The 17370-nt window shown below is 58.3% G+C and carries 13 protein-coding genes; 11 read left to right on the plus strand and 2 right to left on the minus strand.

All coding sequences use genetic code 11. From position 1 onward, the window contains the following. The first annotated feature begins 619 nt into the window (after positions 1-619). The 4 genes from ACWVX6_RS06890 to ACWVX6_RS06905 all read left to right on the plus strand — a co-directional run bounded on the left by ACWVX6_RS06890 (position 620) and on the right by ACWVX6_RS06905 (position 6640). Positions 620-1867: a DapH/DapD/GlmU-related protein gene (locus ACWVX6_RS06890; protein ID WP_270383570.1), complete on the plus strand. Its 1248-nt coding sequence runs from the start codon at positions 620-622 to the stop codon at positions 1865-1867. A gap of 64 nt (positions 1868-1931) precedes the next feature. After that, positions 1932-2891, plus strand: coding sequence for a ribose-phosphate pyrophosphokinase (locus ACWVX6_RS06895; protein WP_110435147.1), 960 nt, complete (start codon positions 1932-1934; stop codon positions 2889-2891). Between the two features lie 759 nt (positions 2892-3650). Next, positions 3651-4436, plus strand: coding sequence for a TIGR00282 family metallophosphoesterase (locus ACWVX6_RS06900; protein WP_455152729.1), 786 nt, complete (start codon positions 3651-3653; stop codon positions 4434-4436). 329 nt (positions 4437-4765) lie between these two features. Then, positions 4766-6640 carry a DUF4914 family protein gene (locus tag ACWVX6_RS06905; protein ID WP_455152730.1) on the plus strand — a complete coding sequence of 625 codons (1875 nt, stop codon included), beginning with the start codon at positions 4766-4768 and terminating at the stop codon, positions 6638-6640. Positions 6641-6768: 128 nt separating this feature from the next. On the opposite strand, the gene tsaA is transcribed toward ACWVX6_RS06905, so the two are convergent. Continuing rightward, positions 6769-7449, minus strand: coding sequence for a tRNA (N6-threonylcarbamoyladenosine(37)-N6)-methyltransferase TrmO (tsaA, locus tag ACWVX6_RS06910; RefSeq protein WP_455152731.1), 681 nt, complete (start codon positions 7447-7449; stop codon positions 6769-6771). Between the two features lie 142 nt (positions 7450-7591). Between tsaA and ACWVX6_RS06915 the strand changes: the two genes are divergently transcribed. From ACWVX6_RS06915 to ACWVX6_RS06925, 3 genes are all read left to right on the plus strand, one after another. After that, positions 7592-8272, plus strand: coding sequence for a response regulator transcription factor (locus ACWVX6_RS06915; RefSeq protein ID WP_110435133.1), 681 nt, complete (start codon positions 7592-7594; stop codon positions 8270-8272). Between the two features lie 3 nt (positions 8273-8275). Continuing rightward, the gene (locus ACWVX6_RS06920; RefSeq protein ID WP_455152732.1) at positions 8276-9727 is read left to right on the plus strand and encodes a HAMP domain-containing sensor histidine kinase; all 1452 of its coding nucleotides are present in this window, start codon (positions 8276-8278) and stop codon (positions 9725-9727) included. A gap of 193 nt (positions 9728-9920) precedes the next feature. Next, the gene (locus ACWVX6_RS06925; RefSeq protein ID WP_455152733.1) at positions 9921-11597 is read left to right on the plus strand and encodes a trypsin-like peptidase domain-containing protein; all 1677 of its coding nucleotides are present in this window, start codon (positions 9921-9923) and stop codon (positions 11595-11597) included. Between the two features lie 475 nt (positions 11598-12072). Here ACWVX6_RS06925 and ACWVX6_RS06930 read toward each other — a convergent pair whose 3' ends face one another. Beyond that, the gene (locus ACWVX6_RS06930; RefSeq protein ID WP_455152734.1) at positions 12073-13275 is read right to left on the minus strand and encodes an ATP-binding protein; all 1203 of its coding nucleotides are present in this window, start codon (positions 13273-13275) and stop codon (positions 12073-12075) included. 145 nt (positions 13276-13420) lie between these two features. On the opposite strand from ACWVX6_RS06930, the gene ACWVX6_RS06935 reads away from it, so the two are divergent. The 4 genes from ACWVX6_RS06935 to ACWVX6_RS06950 all read left to right on the plus strand — a co-directional run bounded on the left by ACWVX6_RS06935 (position 13421) and on the right by ACWVX6_RS06950 (position 17368). After that, entirely contained in the window at positions 13421-13630 is a 210-nt protein-coding gene (locus tag ACWVX6_RS06935; protein WP_158575054.1) for a putative Se/S carrier-like protein, read from the plus strand. A gap of 1 nt (position 13631) precedes the next feature. Then, positions 13632-14759, plus strand: a complete 1128-nt coding sequence (locus tag ACWVX6_RS06940; RefSeq protein WP_455152735.1) for an aminotransferase class V-fold PLP-dependent enzyme — start codon at positions 13632-13634, stop codon at positions 14757-14759. 381 nt (positions 14760-15140) lie between these two features. After that, complete coding sequence (gene cdaA / locus ACWVX6_RS06945) at positions 15141-16001, plus strand: diadenylate cyclase CdaA (RefSeq protein WP_118647630.1); 861 nt, start codon at positions 15141-15143, stop codon at positions 15999-16001. Next, on the plus strand, positions 15998-17368 hold the full coding sequence (locus tag ACWVX6_RS06950; protein ID WP_455152736.1) for a CdaR family protein: 1371 nt from the start codon (positions 15998-16000) through the stop codon (positions 17366-17368). The genes cdaA and ACWVX6_RS06950 overlap by 4 nt, the downstream gene beginning before the upstream one ends. Positions 17369-17370: the final 2 nt, after the last annotated feature.

Below are 17370 nucleotides of genomic sequence, written 5' to 3' on the forward strand. Positions count from 1 at the left end.
AATACTTGATGTATTACCGTGAAACTTCGGCAGCGCGGACGGAACTCGCGCAAGGAACCGAAGCCAAAGTCAGGACACAAAATTTCCGCAAAGCACCGCAGTCTTAATTGTGCGGTGTTGCCTTAAAAATGGCAGGCGCATGTCCTGCCATTTTTGTCGCGCACGCGCTCCATTTTATGCGCTCCGCGGCGTGATGGGTTCTCTGGGTGCAGAAATCCCTGCGGGATTTTATGGGATGGCGGAAACGCGGTCGCCAGCGGAAGGCGCGGCGGCACGCGCCGCCTGCCTTGTGGGTGCGGTTATGCAAGCAAACCGCGTATTTTATGCCGCGAACGTGGTTCGCGGTTGGCGTGCTCTTCACGCTCCACACGAATTCGCCATCCTCCATTCCGATTCGCTGAGAGCCGCCCACTGCGGTGGGTATCTCGATTTTTCCATTACTTGATTTCCTACCCAAACGCTTTCTTTTCGCCCTTTGTATGCAAACGGCGAAAAATATTATGCGGTGAGAAGAAATTTATCGAAAAATGATAATGCAATTTGCGGCATACTGTTGTATAATAAAGCTATATCGGAAAATCTGGTCGTATGACCCTTGAGAAACGAAAGGATTTCTGCGATGAATAAAGTAAATGCCGTCATGGTTGGCGGCCTGTTTGACGAAAACGGCATTTCCGCTTTTGCGCGTCCGGTGCTGTTCGGCACTGCGGGCGATGCAATGCGGGATGCGCTGCCTGATGCGGTGGAGGCGTGCTTCTTTGCGCACGACGACAGAGAGTCTGCCGTTGCCGGCGCACAGGACATCGCGCTCGATGCCGCAAATCGTTTTGCCTCGCTGGCTGCGCTGCCGGAGAGCGAGCACGTTCTGGTGCTGGCGGCTCCGTTTGCACTGGCCGAGGAGGACGCTCTGTTCCATCTGGCGGAGACGCACCTGAACACCGGTTACGGCGTCAGCGTACTGTCTGCCGAGCAGCAGGGCTTTGATGCGGAAGGTCAGCCTCTGCCGAGAGACAGCCGCTGCTATGCCGCCATGTTCACCTGGGATATGCTGAAAAAGGCACTCGCGAGCGGCGCTGATACGCTCGACGGCCTGGTTGCGGCGGCTGTTGCAGCCGGTGCGCAGAAGGGCATTGCTATCACCAACAAGATTTACGTCATCTGCGACGGCACTGCCGCCTTTATGGCGCAGGTCGAGATGATGCAGCGTGTCAACTACGGCCTGATTAAAAAGGGCGTGCAGATCTTCGATCTGACCAGCACCTACATTGCGCCGGACGCTGATATTGCACCGGGCGCGACCATTCTGCCCGGCTGTCACATCCGTCCCGGCTGCAAGGTCGGCGCGGGCGCGGTCATCGGCCCGAACACCATCCTCGAAAAGGCCGAGATCGGCGCAGGCACCACGGTAAACAATTCGCAGGTTTATGAATCCACCGTCGGCAGCAATACCACGGTCGGTCCGTTTGCCTATATCCGCCCGCAGAGCGTGGTCGGTGACGGCTGCCGCATCGGCGACTTCGTAGAGCTGAAGAAGTCCACCATCGGCAACGGCACAAAGGTTTCGCACCTGACCTATATCGGCGACGCGACCGTCGGCGAGCGCGTCAACTTCGGCTGCGGCACGGTCGTTGTCAACTACGACGGCTATCACAAGTACCGCACCGAGATCGGTGACGACTGCTTCATCGGCTGCAATACCAACCTCGTTTCGCCTGTCAAGCTGGGCGACCGTGCGTTTACGGCTGCCGGTACGACTGTCACCAAGGACGTTCCTGCCGGTGCGCTGAGCGTTGCACGTTCCCGCCAGACCAATCTTGAGGGCTGGAACGACCGCCGCCGCGCCGCACACGAGAAGGACAAGAAGTAAATCCATAAAACGTATATAAATCCACACGGAACAAAAAATATATTTATATGACGGAGGCAAATCAATGATTTCTCACGGAAAAAACATCAAAATTTTCTCCGGCAACTCCCATCCCGCACTGGCGATGCAGATCGCTTCTGCGCTCGGACTGCCGATCGGCAAGGCTGCCATCTCCACCTTCGCTGACGGCGAAATCTCGGTTTCCATTTCGGAATCCGTTCGCGGCTCGGACGTGTTCCTCGTACAGTCCACCTGCGGTCCGGTAAACAACAACCTGATGGAGCTGCTCATCATGATCGACTCCTGCAAGCGTGCATCGGCAGGCCGTATCACGGCTGTAATCCCGTATTTCGGCTACGCTCGTCAGGACCGCAAGAGCAAGGCGCGTGACCCGATCTCCGCAAAGCTGGTCGCAAACCTCATTACTGCTGCAGGCGCTGACCGCGTGCTGACCATGGACCTGCACGCTGCACAGATCCAGGGCTTCTTTGACATTCCGGTGGATAACATGCTCGGTTCTTCCGTTCTGATCCCGTACATTGCGGGCAAGTTCGGCGTCGGCACCGATGATACCGTTATCGTTTCTCCTGATTTGGGTTCGGTTACCCGTGCCCGCAAGTTCACCCAGAAGCTGGATATGCCGCTTGCCATCATCGACAAGCGCCGTCCGAAGGCCAACGTATCCGAAGTTATGAACATCATCGGCAACGTAGAGGGCAAGAAGTGCATTCTGGTTGACGACCTGATCGACACCGCAGGCACGCTCGTGCACGCAGCGGACGCTCTGGTAGAGCGCGGCGGCGCAACCGAGGTTTACGCCTGTGCAAGCCACGGTGTACTGTCCGGTCCGGCGATCGAGCGCATCCAGAACAGCCCGATCAAGGAGCTGACCATCCTCGATACCATCCCGCTGACCAACGACAAGAAGCTGGATAAGATCAACGTTCTGCCGGTTGCACCGGTGTTCACCGAGGCGATCGCGCGTATCTACGAGGAGACGTCCGTATCTACTCTGTTCGATTAAGTTTTTGCATGGAAAAGAGCTGCTGCATGGGTGCAGCGGCTCTTTTTTGTATATATTTTCTGCACCGACCAGCTGGGGGACACGAACTGCCGTAGGCGTGTTCGCCCCTGACGGGGCGGGGAGTTTTTTGCTGAACCTCAGCGGGGGGATTCGCCGTCTGCGGACGGCGGGAGCGTCGCGGCGCCCGCCGCGGGGGCAAAAAGGAAGGACAACCTGCGGTTTTCCTTCCTCTTTGAACTCCTACCTTTCCCTTGCTTCCTAATCTGGCGCAGATTTCCTATATGTGACCGCTTCGAAAAGGAGTACGGCAGAGGATTTTTTCTTCCGTATCTTTCTCAACCTGTTCGCAGTGTCAGATACATTACTGCTACACATACGGACTACTCTGCGCAAGCGCGGCACTGTCATGCCGCGCCCTGCGGAGATGAAACCACATGTGTAGCAGTACGGTATCTGACGCTGCGAATATGTCTCGGCATGGGAGCACACTGTGCTCCCCTACGATAGAAAAAAATCCTCTGCCGTTTCCTATTTCGCAGCGGTCACATGACGGCAATCTGCGCCAGGCTATCCAAGGGAAAGGGGAGATTCACAAGAGGGTGGAAACCGCAGGTGTCTACCCTCTTGTGCGCCTGCGCGGCGTCAGCGCACTCCCCCGCCGCGGGGCGCGGCATGCTCCCGCCGCAGCGGCGGCGCACTCCTCGCTGAATCCGGCGGAACCAATCAACGGCTTGCAGCAATGATAGAAAGAGGTAATCCATGAAACTATTAGTCATCGGCGATGTGGTCGGTGAGGCGGGTATCGACGCGCTTCACGGCCTGCTCCGCCGCATCAAGCGCGACACCGGCGCAGATTTCGTCATCGTAAACGGCGAAAATGCAGCCGGAAACGGCGTTCTCCCGCGTCAGGCGGATGACATTTTTGCCGCCGGCGCGGACGTGATCACGCTCGGCAACCATGTGTTCGGCAAGCAGCAGATCGTGCCGTATCTGGACAGCCGTTCGGATATTCTCCGTCCGGCCAATCTTGCGCCGCAAAGCCCCGGCCGGGGCTGGGGCATTTATGACGGCCCGCAGGGCATGCGCCTGCTCGTCATGAACCTGATCGGCCGCTGCGACATGAAATTCGGCCCGGATAATCCGTTCCTGTGTGCAGACCGCATCCTCAAGGAAAACGAGGGCATGTACGACGTGGCGCTTGCCGAAATCCACGCGAACGCCACGAGCGAAAAGCTGGCCATGGGCTATTACCTCGATGGCCGCGCGGCGGCTGTCTGGGGCACGCACACCCATGTGCAGACCGCGGATGAGCGCGTCAATCCCAAGGGCACCGGCTACATCACGGACATCGGCATGACCGGCCCGATCGTGTCCGTGCTCGGCGTGCGCGTGGAGCAGTCCATCGCCATGTTTCGCGGTGACCTGACCGAGTATTTCAAGACAGCCGAGGGCGACTGTGCAGTTTCCGGTGCGCTGTTCGATATTACAAGAAACGGAAAATGCAATTCCGTCACCCGCGTGTGGGAGCGCTGGAATGTGAGATAAAGTGTACGCAGATGCACAGTATCGCGCTTTTGATACACGATTGCGCATTATGAAACGGATTTTGCCATTCGGAAACGTTTTCGTAAAAAACTCCTATCGGCGGACAAGTGCCCGTGTCAGGAAAACAGTGAGAAATCCCTCAGGTTTTGTACATTTTGCAAGAACTTGCAATCAAACTTGCAAAAAAGCAAAATCACAGTTGACGAGAGGGTGGGTTTTGCGGTATGCTATAATCGAAAGACAATGGGGCAAGGGTTAAGAAATTTAACCGGCCCGTTTAGCATACCGTGGCGAGGGACTCCGCGGTGCTTAAGGAGGAAATGATACAGATGAACTCATTGCTCACCAAATTCACCTTTACCGATGAATTGACCGATGTCATCGAGAACTGCAAGGGCGTATTTGTTCCCACCAGCAAGGCGGAACTGTACGACATGGTATTCGGTCCGGAACATGCCGACGTGTACGACGTTGTATTCGACGTACCGGGCAAGGGCCAGATCAAGGAAGCTGACGTTGTACGCTGCAAGAACGGCGCATCCGTCAACTTTGCAGAGGATTACATGCGCCGCCGCGAGCCGGACTGCATGCGCATCGCAGACGACAAGCCGACCGACAAGAAGCGCTTTGCGGATGTGTACGGCTACAAGTTCGACAAGCTGCGCCGCGAGACCATGGACTGGTTCAAGACGCAGGAGCTGATCCTCATGCCGTTTAATTCCGGCGGCAACCAGTACGGCTACGGCTCCATGCTCGTATGCCCGAAGCAGTGCGCGTTCTTCGCATTTGCGCTGGCACATCTGCAGGGCTTTGTAAGCGCAGAGGAGACCGAGGGCTACAAGCCGCGTGCGATCATCTATGTTGCACCTCCGTTCCGTCACACCCACTTCGACGGCAAGCAGGTCGTTGTCCACAACCGCCTGGATGACTGCCACGAGGTATTCTCCTATAACCTGTATCCGGGCCCGTCTGCCAAGAAGGGTGTTTACTCCGTACTGCTCGACATTGGCGAGCAGGAGGGCTGGACCACCTGCCATACTTCCGCAGGCCGTCTGATCACCCCGTACGAGAACGAGCTTGTCATCATGCACGAGGGCGCTTCCGGCGGCGGCAAGAGCGAAATGCTGCAGGATATCGCCCGCGAGCCGGACGGCGAGGTGCTGCTCTCTACCAACACGGTAACGGGCGAAAAGACCTACCTGCATATCAGCTCCACCTGCAAGATCGAGCCGGTGTGCGACGATATGGCTACCTGCTATCCGGGTGTGCAGAACAACTCCGGCAAGCTGGTTCTGGTCGATGGCGAGGACGGCTGGTTCCTCCGTATGGACGGCGTAACCCACTACGGCTGCGATCCGGTTTACGAGCGCATCTGCACCGAGCCGAAGGAGCCGCTGTGCTTCTTCAACATGGAAGGCCATCCGGGTGCAACCCTGCTGATCTGGGAGCACACGCTGGATTCCAACGGCAAGCCGTGCTCCAATCCGCGTGCGATCGTGCCGCGCTGGGATGTTCCGAACATCGTCAAGGAGCCGGTAGAAGTAGACGTACGCTCTTTCGGCGTTCGTATGCCTCCCTCCACTCGTGACAACCCGAACTACGGCATCATGGGTATGCTGCATATCATTCCGCCGGCACTGGCATGGCTGTGGCGTCTGATCGCGCCGCGCGGCTTCAATAACCCGTCTATCGTAACCGGCAACGAGCTGAAGAGCGAGGGCGTTGGTTCCTACTGGCCGTTTGCAACCGGCAAGCGCGTAAAGCAGGCCAACCTGCTGCTGCGTCAGATCGTGGACAGCCCGAATACCCGCTACGTCCTGATCCCGAACCAGCACATCGGCGTTTACAAGGTCGGCTTTGCAGCTGAGTGGATCTCCCGTGAGTATCTGGCACGCCACGGCGGCGCGAAGATCCGCCGCGAGCACCTCGAGCCGGCACGCTGCCCGCTGCTCGGCTACGCGATGAAGGATCTGACCATCGACGGCCAGAAGATCCGTTCCAAGTTCCTGCGCGTTGATACGCAGGACCGCGTTGGCACCGACGGCTACGACGCAGGCGCGAAGATCCTGACCGACTTCTTCCGCAAGGAGCTGGCGAAGTTCGATACGCCGGAGCTCGATCCGATGGGCAAGCAGATCATCGATTGCTTCATGAACGGCGGCACGCTGGCGGACTTCGAGAAGATCACGCCGACCGGCCTCTGATAAAACGTAAAAGAAAATCACCGAAACAAATCGTTTCGGTGATTTTTTCGTTTTCGGCACGGAATAGACGGGGAACATGAACCGCCTGCGCGGTTTGTGCGCCCCGTGTAAAATTTACCGCAGAATAGTTAGCGACTCTCGATTTGCAGAACGGTCAGCAAGTCACCTTCCACGGTGAATTTTACCTCAAATCCCGCAAACGGGAACCCGTACACGCGGCCTGCCTCGTGCTGATAGCCCGGTCTCGGATCTTGTGCGAGCACGTTCAGCAGGGTTTGACGGCGTTCCTGCGGCAGCTTTTCGAGCAGGCTTGCCGGACATTCCACGCGCACAGCATCGGTCGTGAGCGCAAAGCCGCCGAGCGCCTCCGGATGCGAATCCGTGTACGCAAGGTACGGCTTGATGTCGAAAATCGGTGTGCCGTCCATCAGGTCTGCGCCCGAGATATGCAGCACCGGGCCGTCCGGGGTGTTGGGCTCCACGCGGTCAAGCCGCACCGAGGACAGTCCGATCTCGTTCGGCCGGAACGGCGAGCGTGTCGCAAACACGCCGATGCGCTTGTTGCCGCCCAGTTTGGGCGGGCGCACAGTCGGGGACCAGCCCTCGCGCACGGCTGCCGAAAACTGCCAGATCAGCCACAGGTGCGAGAAGCCCTCTATGCCGCGCAGCGCATCCGCGTTGCGGTATTCCGGCTCGAATACAATGCGCGCCGGTACGTCCGCCAGCCCGCTCTGCCGCGGAATGCCGAATTTGGTGGGGAAATCGCTGCGTATCCGCGCAATAATGTGCATTTCTACCGTCTGTGACATAAGAATTCTCCTTTTGGGTGATATATTCAGTATAGCACAGGAACTGTCAGGTGCAAAGCGGTGTTTTACAGATTGTTAATGCTTTTTCCTCAAAAACGCGCTATAATAGAATGAGATTAAACTGGGAAAGCAGGGGAGAACTATGCCCAAGAAGATATTGATCGTAGAGGACGAGGCCAACATCCGTGAGCTGCTGCGCCTGTATCTGGAGCGCGAAGGCTACACGGTGCTCGAGGCGGAAAACGGCGTGGAGGGCATCAAAAAGTGGAAGTCCGACAAGCCGGACATGCTGCTGCTCGATGTGATGATGCCGGTGATGGACGGCTGGGCGGTCTGCAGGGAGATCCGCGCGGAGAGCGATGTGCCGATCATCATGCTGACGGCGAAAGGCGAGACCGCGGACCGCGTTTCCGGTCTGGAGATGGGCGCGGATGACTACATCGTCAAGCCGCTCGAAATGCCGGAGGTCATCGCGCGCGTGCGCGCGGTGTTCCGCCGCATGGCGCCGGATGATGCGCCTGAGAAGCTGTCGTTCGACAATCTGGTGATCGACAAGCAGGCGTACGATCTGGTCATCAAGGGCAAGCGCGTAGATGCGCCGCCGAAGGAAATTGAATTGCTGTACTTCCTCGCGTCCAGTCCGAACCGCGTGTTCACCCGCGCACAGCTGCTCGACGATGTATGGGGCTTTGACTATTTCGGCGACACGAGAACGGTTGACGTACACGTCAAGCGCCTGCGCGAAAAGCTGGAGGGCGTTTCGGACAAGTGGGAGCTGAAAACCGTATGGGGTGTCGGCTACAAGTTTGAGACCAAGGAGTAAGCCATGGGCAGACGCAGTTTTTTCTTCAAGGACTATGTGGCCCATCTGATTTTGATCGTGTGCGCGTTTGCGCTGGCCGGCGTGGTATTCTGCTACCAGATGAGCAGCTACGCGCTGCACGCCAAGCAGACCGAGCTGCGCACGACCGTGCAGAACCTTGCCGAGCAGAGCAAGCTGCTCGAGGGCACGGACTCCGACGTGATCCGTCAGATTTACATGCTCTCCATCGCGCGCGTGGCCAAGGAGGATGAGCTGACCGTGCTCATCACGGACGCGGACGGCAACATTGAAATGGGTGCCAAGCCGGACGGCACGACCTACATGCTGCCCGGCTATCATATCTCAGCCGAAGTGGTTGCGGAGATGCACAAAAACGGCAGTTATGCGTCTGTCGGGTCGCTCGGCGTGCTGAGTGAGTCCTCGTTTTACACGGTGGGCACCTGTGTCAAGGATGATAACGGCGATGCGGATTTGATGATCTTCGTCTCCACGCAGGACCCGAATTCGGCAGGCGTGGTGCGCCACTCGACGCAGACGCTCGTGCTCATCCTGCTGGTGACGCTGGTCGTTATGCTGGTGATTTCGTTCATGATCTCTCAGCACGTCACGCGTCCGCTCAAGACGATTGCCGCCGCCGCCAAGGAATTTGCGGGCGGCAACTTCGATGTGCGCGTGCCCGAGGACAACCGCTGCTACGAGATTGACGAGCTGGCGGTCTCGTTCAACAACATGGCGCGTGACCTTGACCAGCTCGAGGAGCTGACCCGCGGCTTTATTTCCAACGTCAGCCACGAGTTCAAGACCCCGATGACGACCATCGGCGGCTTTGTGGACGGCATGATCGACGGCACGATTCCGCTCGACCAGCGCGACAAGTACCTGAAGATCATCGCGGAGGAGACCAAACGCCTGTCCCGCATGGTAAACCGCATGCTGGATGCCGCAAAAATTCAGTCCGGCGAGCTGATCCTCAGTCCGGCGCCGTTCGACTTTACCGAAATGACGGCGCAGATCCTGCTCTCGTTCGAGCAGAAGATTGAGAAAAAGAAGCTGGATGTACAGTGTGAGCTGGACGAGCGCCTCACCGTCATGGGCGACCGCGACCATCTGTACCGCGCGGTGTACAACCTGACCGATAACGCGGTAAAGTTCATCGAGGACGGCGGTACGCTTAAGCTGAAGGTCCATCAGGAGGGACAGCTGTGCGTGTTCGCCATCAGCAACACCGGCATTGGCATCTCAGCGGAGGATCTGCCGCATGTGTTCGACCGCTTCTACAAGACCGACCGTTCGCGCTCGATGGATAAGACCGGCGCGGGTCTCGGCCTGTATATTGTGAAGAACATCATCAACCTGCACGGCGGTGAGATCTCCGTCCGCTCGGGCGGCGGCGAAACCGAGTTTGAGTTCACCCTGCCGCTTGCACCGGAGCAGAACCGACAGAATAACACCTGATTTCCAAACTCTCACAGACCAAAATGGTCTGTGGGAGTTTTTGCGAATTGTGTACCTGCTACACGGAACCTTGACATAGTGTTCAAAAAATATTCATATTGTTTTCAACAAACTGCCACATTGAGAAACTATGATAGAAGCATCAACAGAGGGAACGGAATGTTCCCCCGAATAACAACAGGAGGTCAGTATCATGGACGACTTCAACATGAACAACAAAACACCGCTGAACAGCAGCGATCAGAATAACGAGCAGCCGGCCGCTGAAACCCGGAACACCGCACCGCAGAGCGAGCAGCCCGCACAGGCTCCGCAGAGCGAACAGCCGATGCAGCAGCCGCAGGCGGAGCAGTTCGCACAGGCTCCGCAGAGCGAGCAGCCGATGCAGCAGCCGCAGGCAGAGCAGCCCGCACAGGCTCCGCAGAACGACCAGCCGATGCAGCAGCCGCAGGCGGAACAGCCTGCACAGGCACCGCAGAGCGAACAGCCGCAGACAGAAGAGCCGCGCACGCCGTTCCAGACGCCGGTGCAGCATCCGGAGTTCCGTCAGGCGCAGCAGCAGACCGGCTTCGGCGAGGTTCCGCCGATGAGTCAGAAGCCGCACACCCCGAAGAATAAAAAGCACAGCAGAGGCTTAGCGCTCGGTCTGTGCGGCGTAGCGGCAGCGTGCCTGCTGTTTGCAGGCGGCGCAGTTGTCGGCAATATGGCGTTCGGCGGCAATGCAAACAGCGATTCCGGCGCTTCGGCATCGACCTCGGATTCCGCGCCGACGCTGCAGATCAACAGCAAGCCGGAGTCGGATTCGAGCAATTCCTCGGACAACTACGACACCGCGGACGGCATGGCCGGTGAGGATATCTACAAAAAGGTCAATCCATCGGTCGTTTCGGTTATTTCCACCACCTCTGAGGGCACGGGCAGCGGCTCGGGCGTCATCATGAGCAAGGACGGCTACATCATCACCAACAACCATGTTGTGGACGGCGCGCAGTCGGTTTCCGTACAGCTGAGCGACGGCACCTCTCTTGATGCTGATATCATCGGCACGGATGAGCAGACCGACCTTGCGGTCATCAAGGTAACGCCGACAAGCGATCTGACCGCCGCAGAGTTCGGTGACTCGGATGAGCTGGAGCCGGGCGAGTATGCCTACGCGATCGGTTCTCCCGGCGGCGTGCAGTTTGCGAACACCATCACCGGCGGCCGTATTTCCGCCATCAACCGCGATCTGACCGTCAATGACCGTGTTATGACGCTGATTCAGACCGATGCTTCCATCAACAACGGCAACTCTGGCGGCGCACTCATCAACAAGTACGGTCAGGTGGTCGGCATCACGTCCGCTAAGCTGTCCGGCAATGCGTTCGGCAGCGCCACCGTTGAGGGCATGGGCTTCGCCATCCCGATCAACACCGCCAAGGATATTGTTGATGAGCTGATCCAGAACGGTTACGTTTCCGGTCGTCCGTCCATCGGCATCACCGGCCAGAACGTCGAGTCCGCGGACGGCAAGGTGTCCGGCGTGCAGGTATATTCCATTGATTCCCGCGCAAAGGCAGCCAGTGAGGGTCTGCAGGTCGGCGATGTCATCACCGCTGTTGACGGTACCCCGACCCCGGACATGGATAAGGTAAACGAACTCAAGCAGGATAAGAAGGCCGGCGACAAGCTGACGCTGAGCGTATACCGCATTTCGACCGGCAAGACGCTCAATATCACTATCACGCTGACCGATTCGCACGACCTCGAGGGCGATGACCCGAATGCCCAGACCCAGCAGCGCCAGAGCAGCCAGAGCGATAATTCGCAGCAGAATGACGGCTACGGCAGCTATCGGTTCTCCAGTCCGTTTGGTTCGTTCGGCTGGTAATAAATAATTGAGAATTGAAAATGGAGAATGGAGAATTGATGTAACGGTCAGCCATTCTCCATTTTTTCATTTCGAGAAATATAATAGAGCGGTTTTCCGTAGGGTGCGACAAGGTGAATTGCGGCAACGCCGCAAGAGAAGGTGCTCTGGGGTACGACCTCGGCGCACCGCATCTAACGATTGGCACAATCTATCTCGTAGGGGAGCACAGTGTGCTCCCACGCAACGTAAAATCGAACGTGTTGCGGGCGCACAATGTGCGCCCCTACGGTATACCATGTGCAGATGGTTTACACGGTGCGCCGAGGTCGGCGCACCCTACGGTAGAGCGTATGCAATACCCAAAACATTCCGAAACAACGGAAATGATTCCACAATAGCAACAAAACGCAGACCTATGATTTTAAGGTCTGCGTTTTGTTTTATTTAGATGCAGAAATGAAAAATGAAATCATTCTCCATTCTCCATTTTCAATTACTTGCCATACTGCTCTGCCAGCTGCTGGCTGATAAACTGTCTTGCGGTACGCGGCGAACGTCCGTTACGGCGCAGCGCGAAGCGCTCTGCAAGCAGGTGCAGCTCGTCCGTATCAAGGTTCAGGTCGTTCTCCTTGGCCAGCTGCTCGACGATGTACAGGTACTCGTCCTTATCCGGCACGGAGAAGGTGATCTCCAGACCGAAACGGTCGGACAGCGAGGTAACGGTCTCGAGGGTATCACGCACGCGCACCTCATCGCCCTGACGGTCGGCCATGCTCTCGCGGATGAGATGACGGCGGTTGGATGTTGCGTAAATGACCAGATTGGACGGCTTTCCGGCCAGACCGCCCTCGATAAACGCCTTGAGCGCGGCAAAGTTGTCGTCCTCGCTGCTGAAGGTCAGGTCATCGAGGAACACGATGAAGCGGAACGGCGAACGCAGGGTCTGCTCGAACAGCTTGGGGAAATTCGTGATCTGCCGCGGAGACATCTCGATGATCTTCAGGCCGCGGTCGGCGTACTCGTTGGCAACCGCCTTGACGGTCGAGGACTTGCCGGTGCCCTTGTCGCCGTAGAGCAGGATGTTGTTGGCGTCGCGTCCGTCGAGGAAGGCAAGCGTGTTCCTGAGGATTTTCTGCTTCTGCATCTCGTAGCCGGGCAGGTCGTGCAGACGGATGGCGTCCGGATGTACGATCGGGGTCGCTGAGCCGTCGTCCTGCATGGCAAACGCAGAGGACTGTGCGAAGAAGCCGTAGCCCTCCTCGCGGTAGTAATCGGCAAGAGCCGCACCGGTGGAGAACGGAAGCGAGTCCGCGGCCTCGAAGTCCGGCAGATCCTCGAGGGCAGGCTCGTAGAACTTGTCCGCTGCTGCGGACTTGAAGGCTTCGCCGTCGAGCGCGAGCAGAGCATTCAGCACGTCCAGATCGTGGGTTGCGGCGTTGAGCACAGCCGCTTCCGGTGCGTTGATGGTATCGGTCAGGGTGTTGGTGTCAAAGTGCACGGCATCGAGCACTGCCTGCGCGATATCGCCGCAGGAGAAGCGGGTCGCGCACAGTGCGCCGTAGCGGTCGGCAAAGTCGGCGGCTGTGCTGTCGAGCGCGGTCAGCGTGTCGCCGTAGGCGCGCACCAGCGGATGGGAAAGCAGTCCGCGCAGCACGGAAAGCGCGCGCAGACGCAGGGAAAGGGCGGAAAGCTCCATTGTTTTCAACTCCAGTCGGGATTGTAGTTTATAACCTAATCAGCATAGCACACTTTTTCGCTCATTTCAACATAGTATGAGGGGAGAAACCCTGCGTTTCTCAGAACTGGGAGGGAGGAGTGCCTTTATGGGCGGTTATGCGCTGTTGATCTGCCGCAGTCAGACCGAGGCCATCGGCCTGCGGCGGCATTTGGCGCGGTTGGGTGTACCGGGAGAGGTCGCGCGCCCGCCGCGTCACGAACGAACCGAATCCTGCGGATGGGCGGTGCGCGTGAGCGCGCAGCAGGCGGACTGGGCTGTGCATCGGCTGCGTCAGCTTGGTGTGCCGCCGTGCCGCGTGCTGCGGGAGGACTGACATGATCTATCTGGATAATGCTGCCACCACCTTGTATAAGCCGCGGGCGGTCGAGCAGGCGGTTCGCCGTGCGATGTACGGCGCGGCAGGCTATGCACGAGGCAGCTACGCGGCAGCCAGTCGAGCGGGAGAGCTGGTGTACGCCTGCCGGGAGCAGGCAGCGGCGCTGTTCGGCGTGGGCGAGCCGGAGCGAGTCATTTTCACGCTGAATGCCACGCATGCGCTGAATATTGCGATAAATGCTCTGGTTGCGCCGGATTCCCGCGTCATTGTGAGCGGTTACGAGCACAATGCGGTCATGCGGCCGCTGACGGCTCGAAATATCGAGCCGACCGTGCTGGATACGCCGCTGTGGGACGGCACGGCTATGGTTTCTGCGCTGAAACAGGCGCTTGTGCAGGGTGCCGACCTGATGATACTCAGCCACGTTTCCAACGTGTTCGGCAGCATTGCGCCGCTGGACGAAATCGCGGAATTGCTGACGGAAAAAGGCGTGCCGCTCATCCTGGATGCGTCGCAGTCGGCGGGCGTGGCGGAGATTGACGTAAAGCGCTATCCGTGTCTTGCGGCGGTGTGCATGCCCGGACACAAGGCGCTGTACGGACCGATGGGCACGGGCATTCTGCTGGCGCTCGACGACCGGATTGCCGCGAAGCCGCTGCTGACCGGAGGAACGGGCAGTCTGTCCGAGGAGATGCGCCAGCCGGATTTTCTGCCGGATGCGCTCGAGAGCGGCACGCCGAACGTGCCCGGCATCGCGGGACTCGCGGCGGGCATCGCCTTTGTCCGGGCGGTCACGCCGGCGCACATTGCCGGGCAGGAGAGACGGCTGGTGCATGAGCTGGCCCGTGCGCTCTCCCGCGAAAGCAAAATCGAGTGCTTTGCCGGAAAGGAGCAGACCGGCGTGCTGTCTTTCCGCGTTCCCGGCACGCCGAGTGAGGTGCTCGCGGATATGCTCTCGGACGAGGGGGTGTGCACTCGGGCGGGGCTGCACTGTGCGCCGCTCGCGCACCGGACGGCGGGCACGGAGGACACCGGAACCGTGCGGCTGTCCCTGTCGTTCTACTCGACGGCGCGGCAGCTGGAGCAGGCCGCAGACAAAGTTTGCAGATTGGTAAAAAAACTGTGAACACGCTATACAGAAAGCCGGATTTGTGGTAGTATAAATAAGGTAAAACATGGCTTTCTGTAAAGGTAACAGACTGCGGCTTGTCGAAAAGAAGTCTGTGCTTTACCGATTTGTTTTTTCTTCGCGCGTCAGCGCGCATAAAATAGAATTTGCTCAGCAAATTCATAAAAAACGGGAGCATGTATCTCGTTTTTTATACACTGAGAGGGAGAAAGTTTCCGAATGGGAACTTTCGGACGACTTTGGAACGGCCCACGGTCCGTTCCTGTTGTCGGCCAAACCGTGGTTTGGCGACAGCCAAAAAATGAGGAACAAGTTAGGATAGGTGACAAAATGGGAGCGCTGCAAAATGTATTCTCACCGAATTTATCATGGCGGACCATGATAAGTTCGTTTTTCAGTGCGTTTGATCAATTCCGCACAATGACGCCGATCGACGTGGTGGATATCCTCGTCGTGGCGTATATCATTTACCGTGTTATGAAGCTGCTGAAGGATACCAGCGCCGCACGACTGGCCAAGGGTATTCTTATTCTGGTGCTTATCATGCTGTTCGCCAGCTTCCTGCATCTGACCATGATCTCGTGGCTGCTGCGCAACGCGCTCAGCGTCGGCGTATTCGCCGTTGTGGTCATTTTTCAGCCGGAGCTGCGCCGTCTGCTCGAGCAGATCGGCAAGGGCAACCTCAGCCGCATGCTGATTCCGGATACCGACCCGGATGTGGTAGAGAGCATGATCGTTGCAACCGTTTCCGCGTGCGCGGATATGTCCAGGACCAAGACCGGCGCGCTCATCGTGTTCGAGCGCAAGGAGCGTCTCGGTGAGATCATCGCCACCGGCACGAGAGTGGACGCGGCACCGTCTGCCGAGCTGATCAAGAACATTTTCTTCAAGAACAGCCCGCTGCATGACGGCGCCATGATCGTCCGTGCCGGACGGGTGTGCGCTGCAGGCTGCGTGCTGCCGCTTTCCGGCAATCAGGGTCTGTCGCGCGACCTCGGCACGCGCCACCGCGCGGCTGTCGGCATGAGCGAGACCGCGGACAGCGTGCTCGTTGTCGTCTCCGAGGAGACCGGCGCGATCTCTGTCGCCATCGGCGGCATGCTCAAGCGCCATCTGTCGCCCGAGATTCTGCAGAAGATGCTCGAGAGCGAGCTGCTCGGCGATGAACTCAGAAGCAAAAACGAAAAAAGCCGTATTGCCGCCATCCGCGACAAGTGGAAGGGAGGCGCCGGCAAGTGAAGAAGAATTTTCTGAAAAAGCAGGATTTTCTGCTGAAGATCCTGTCGCTGGCGCTGTCTATCGTTCTGTGGGCAGTTGTTATGGATATCGACAATCCGGAGCGCAACATGCGCTTTGACGATGTGCCGGTGCGCATCATCGGTGCGTCTCAGCTGAAAGCAGCGACCGGTCTGGAACTCATCGAGGGCGAGGACACAACAGTCACCGTCAGTCTGCGCGGTCAGAGCAAGAGCGTCGGCGAGGTCCGCGTCAGTCAGATCACCGCAACGGTGGATATCTCGGGTCTGACCGAGGCGAATGAATATGATCTTCCGGTCACCGTGTCGGTCAGCAAGTCCGGCATTGAGACCAACTACGTCAACCCCGGCAAGGTGCACGTCCGCGTGGACCGCGTGGAGAGCAAGGATGTTCCGGTCGAGGTCAATGTGACCGGCACACCGGGCGACGGCTACCGCGCAGGCAAGCCGACCACGGCAACCAAGAAGGTCACCGTTTCCGGTCCGGCAACCGATCTGGCGCAGGTGTCCAAGGCGGTTGCAGCCGTGGATGTTACCGGCCGCAATTCCTCGCTGACCGACTACGAATGCAGGGTAACCCTGTATGATCAGGACGGTGCGGCGTTCACCTCGAACTATATCACCAGCCAGACCGAAAAAATCAAGGTTTCGGTTCCGATCTACCGCGTCAACAACATTCCGCTGACCGTCACCCTCAAGGACGGCGGCAGCCTGACGCAGAATCAGGTGCAGTGTGTCATCGACCCGGAGAACGTAGAGGTTATCGCGAGCGATCAGGCGGTGCTGAGCGACATCAAGGAGATCAACCTCGGTGAGATCGACCTCGGCAGCGTCCACACGGGCACGCCGATCTCCATGTCCATCAAGGATAAGCTGCCGAGCGGCGTTTCGCTCGTCAGTGGTCAGCCGGAAATGGCAAACGTCATCATCTCGGTGGACGGTATTGCGACCCGCAAGGTTCAGGTCTCCAAGTTCGCGTGGAACGACACCGCGCAGGAGAATACGCCGTACAAGGTCGCTATCCTCACCAAGTCGGTCGAGATGGAGCTGCGCGGCAGTGAAAGCCAACTGCAGAAGGTCGATGTGAATAACCTGTCCATCGGTCTGACCTACGATTCGGTATCGCTCGGCGTCGGCAGGCACAAGGTCAAGGGCGTAGCTACGACCGTCGGTCTGCCGAGCGGCGTAACGCTCGTCGAGGAGGATATCGAGGTCGAGATTGAGATCACCGACCCGCATGTGTCGGATGAGACGATCACCTCGGATAAGACAGACAGCACAGACGATACGGACAGCACGGTCGCAGAGCCGACCGCGCACCGTACAAGGAAGGGCGGTGGCAGCCAGTGAGC

The organism is Butyricicoccus sp. (genome assembly GCF_977037065.1).

Excerpts from the sequence above, each read along its gene's own strand:
- tsaA (WP_455152731.1), bottom strand. The coding sequence starts at position 7,449 with ATGTCACAGACGGTAGAAATGCACATTATTGCGCGGATACGCAGCGAT.
- cdaA (WP_118647630.1), top strand. The coding sequence starts at position 15,141 with ATGATAAGTTCGTTTTTCAGTGCGTTTGATCAATTCCGCACAATGACG.
- ACWVX6_RS06920 (WP_455152732.1), top strand. The coding sequence starts at position 8,276 with ATGGGCAGACGCAGTTTTTTCTTCAAGGACTATGTGGCCCATCTGATT.
- ACWVX6_RS06900 (WP_455152729.1), top strand. The coding sequence starts at position 3,651 with ATGAAACTATTAGTCATCGGCGATGTGGTCGGTGAGGCGGGTATCGAC.
- ACWVX6_RS06940 (WP_455152735.1), top strand. The coding sequence starts at position 13,632 with ATGATCTATCTGGATAATGCTGCCACCACCTTGTATAAGCCGCGGGCG.
- ACWVX6_RS06915 (WP_110435133.1), top strand. The coding sequence starts at position 7,592 with ATGCCCAAGAAGATATTGATCGTAGAGGACGAGGCCAACATCCGTGAG.
- ACWVX6_RS06905 (WP_455152730.1), top strand. The coding sequence starts at position 4,766 with ATGAACTCATTGCTCACCAAATTCACCTTTACCGATGAATTGACCGAT.
- ACWVX6_RS06930 (WP_455152734.1), bottom strand. The coding sequence starts at position 13,275 with ATGGAGCTTTCCGCCCTTTCCCTGCGTCTGCGCGCGCTTTCCGTGCTG.
- ACWVX6_RS06890 (WP_270383570.1), top strand. The coding sequence starts at position 620 with ATGAATAAAGTAAATGCCGTCATGGTTGGCGGCCTGTTTGACGAAAAC.
- ACWVX6_RS06925 (WP_455152733.1), top strand. The coding sequence starts at position 9,921 with ATGGACGACTTCAACATGAACAACAAAACACCGCTGAACAGCAGCGAT.
- ACWVX6_RS06895 (WP_110435147.1), top strand. The coding sequence starts at position 1,932 with ATGATTTCTCACGGAAAAAACATCAAAATTTTCTCCGGCAACTCCCAT.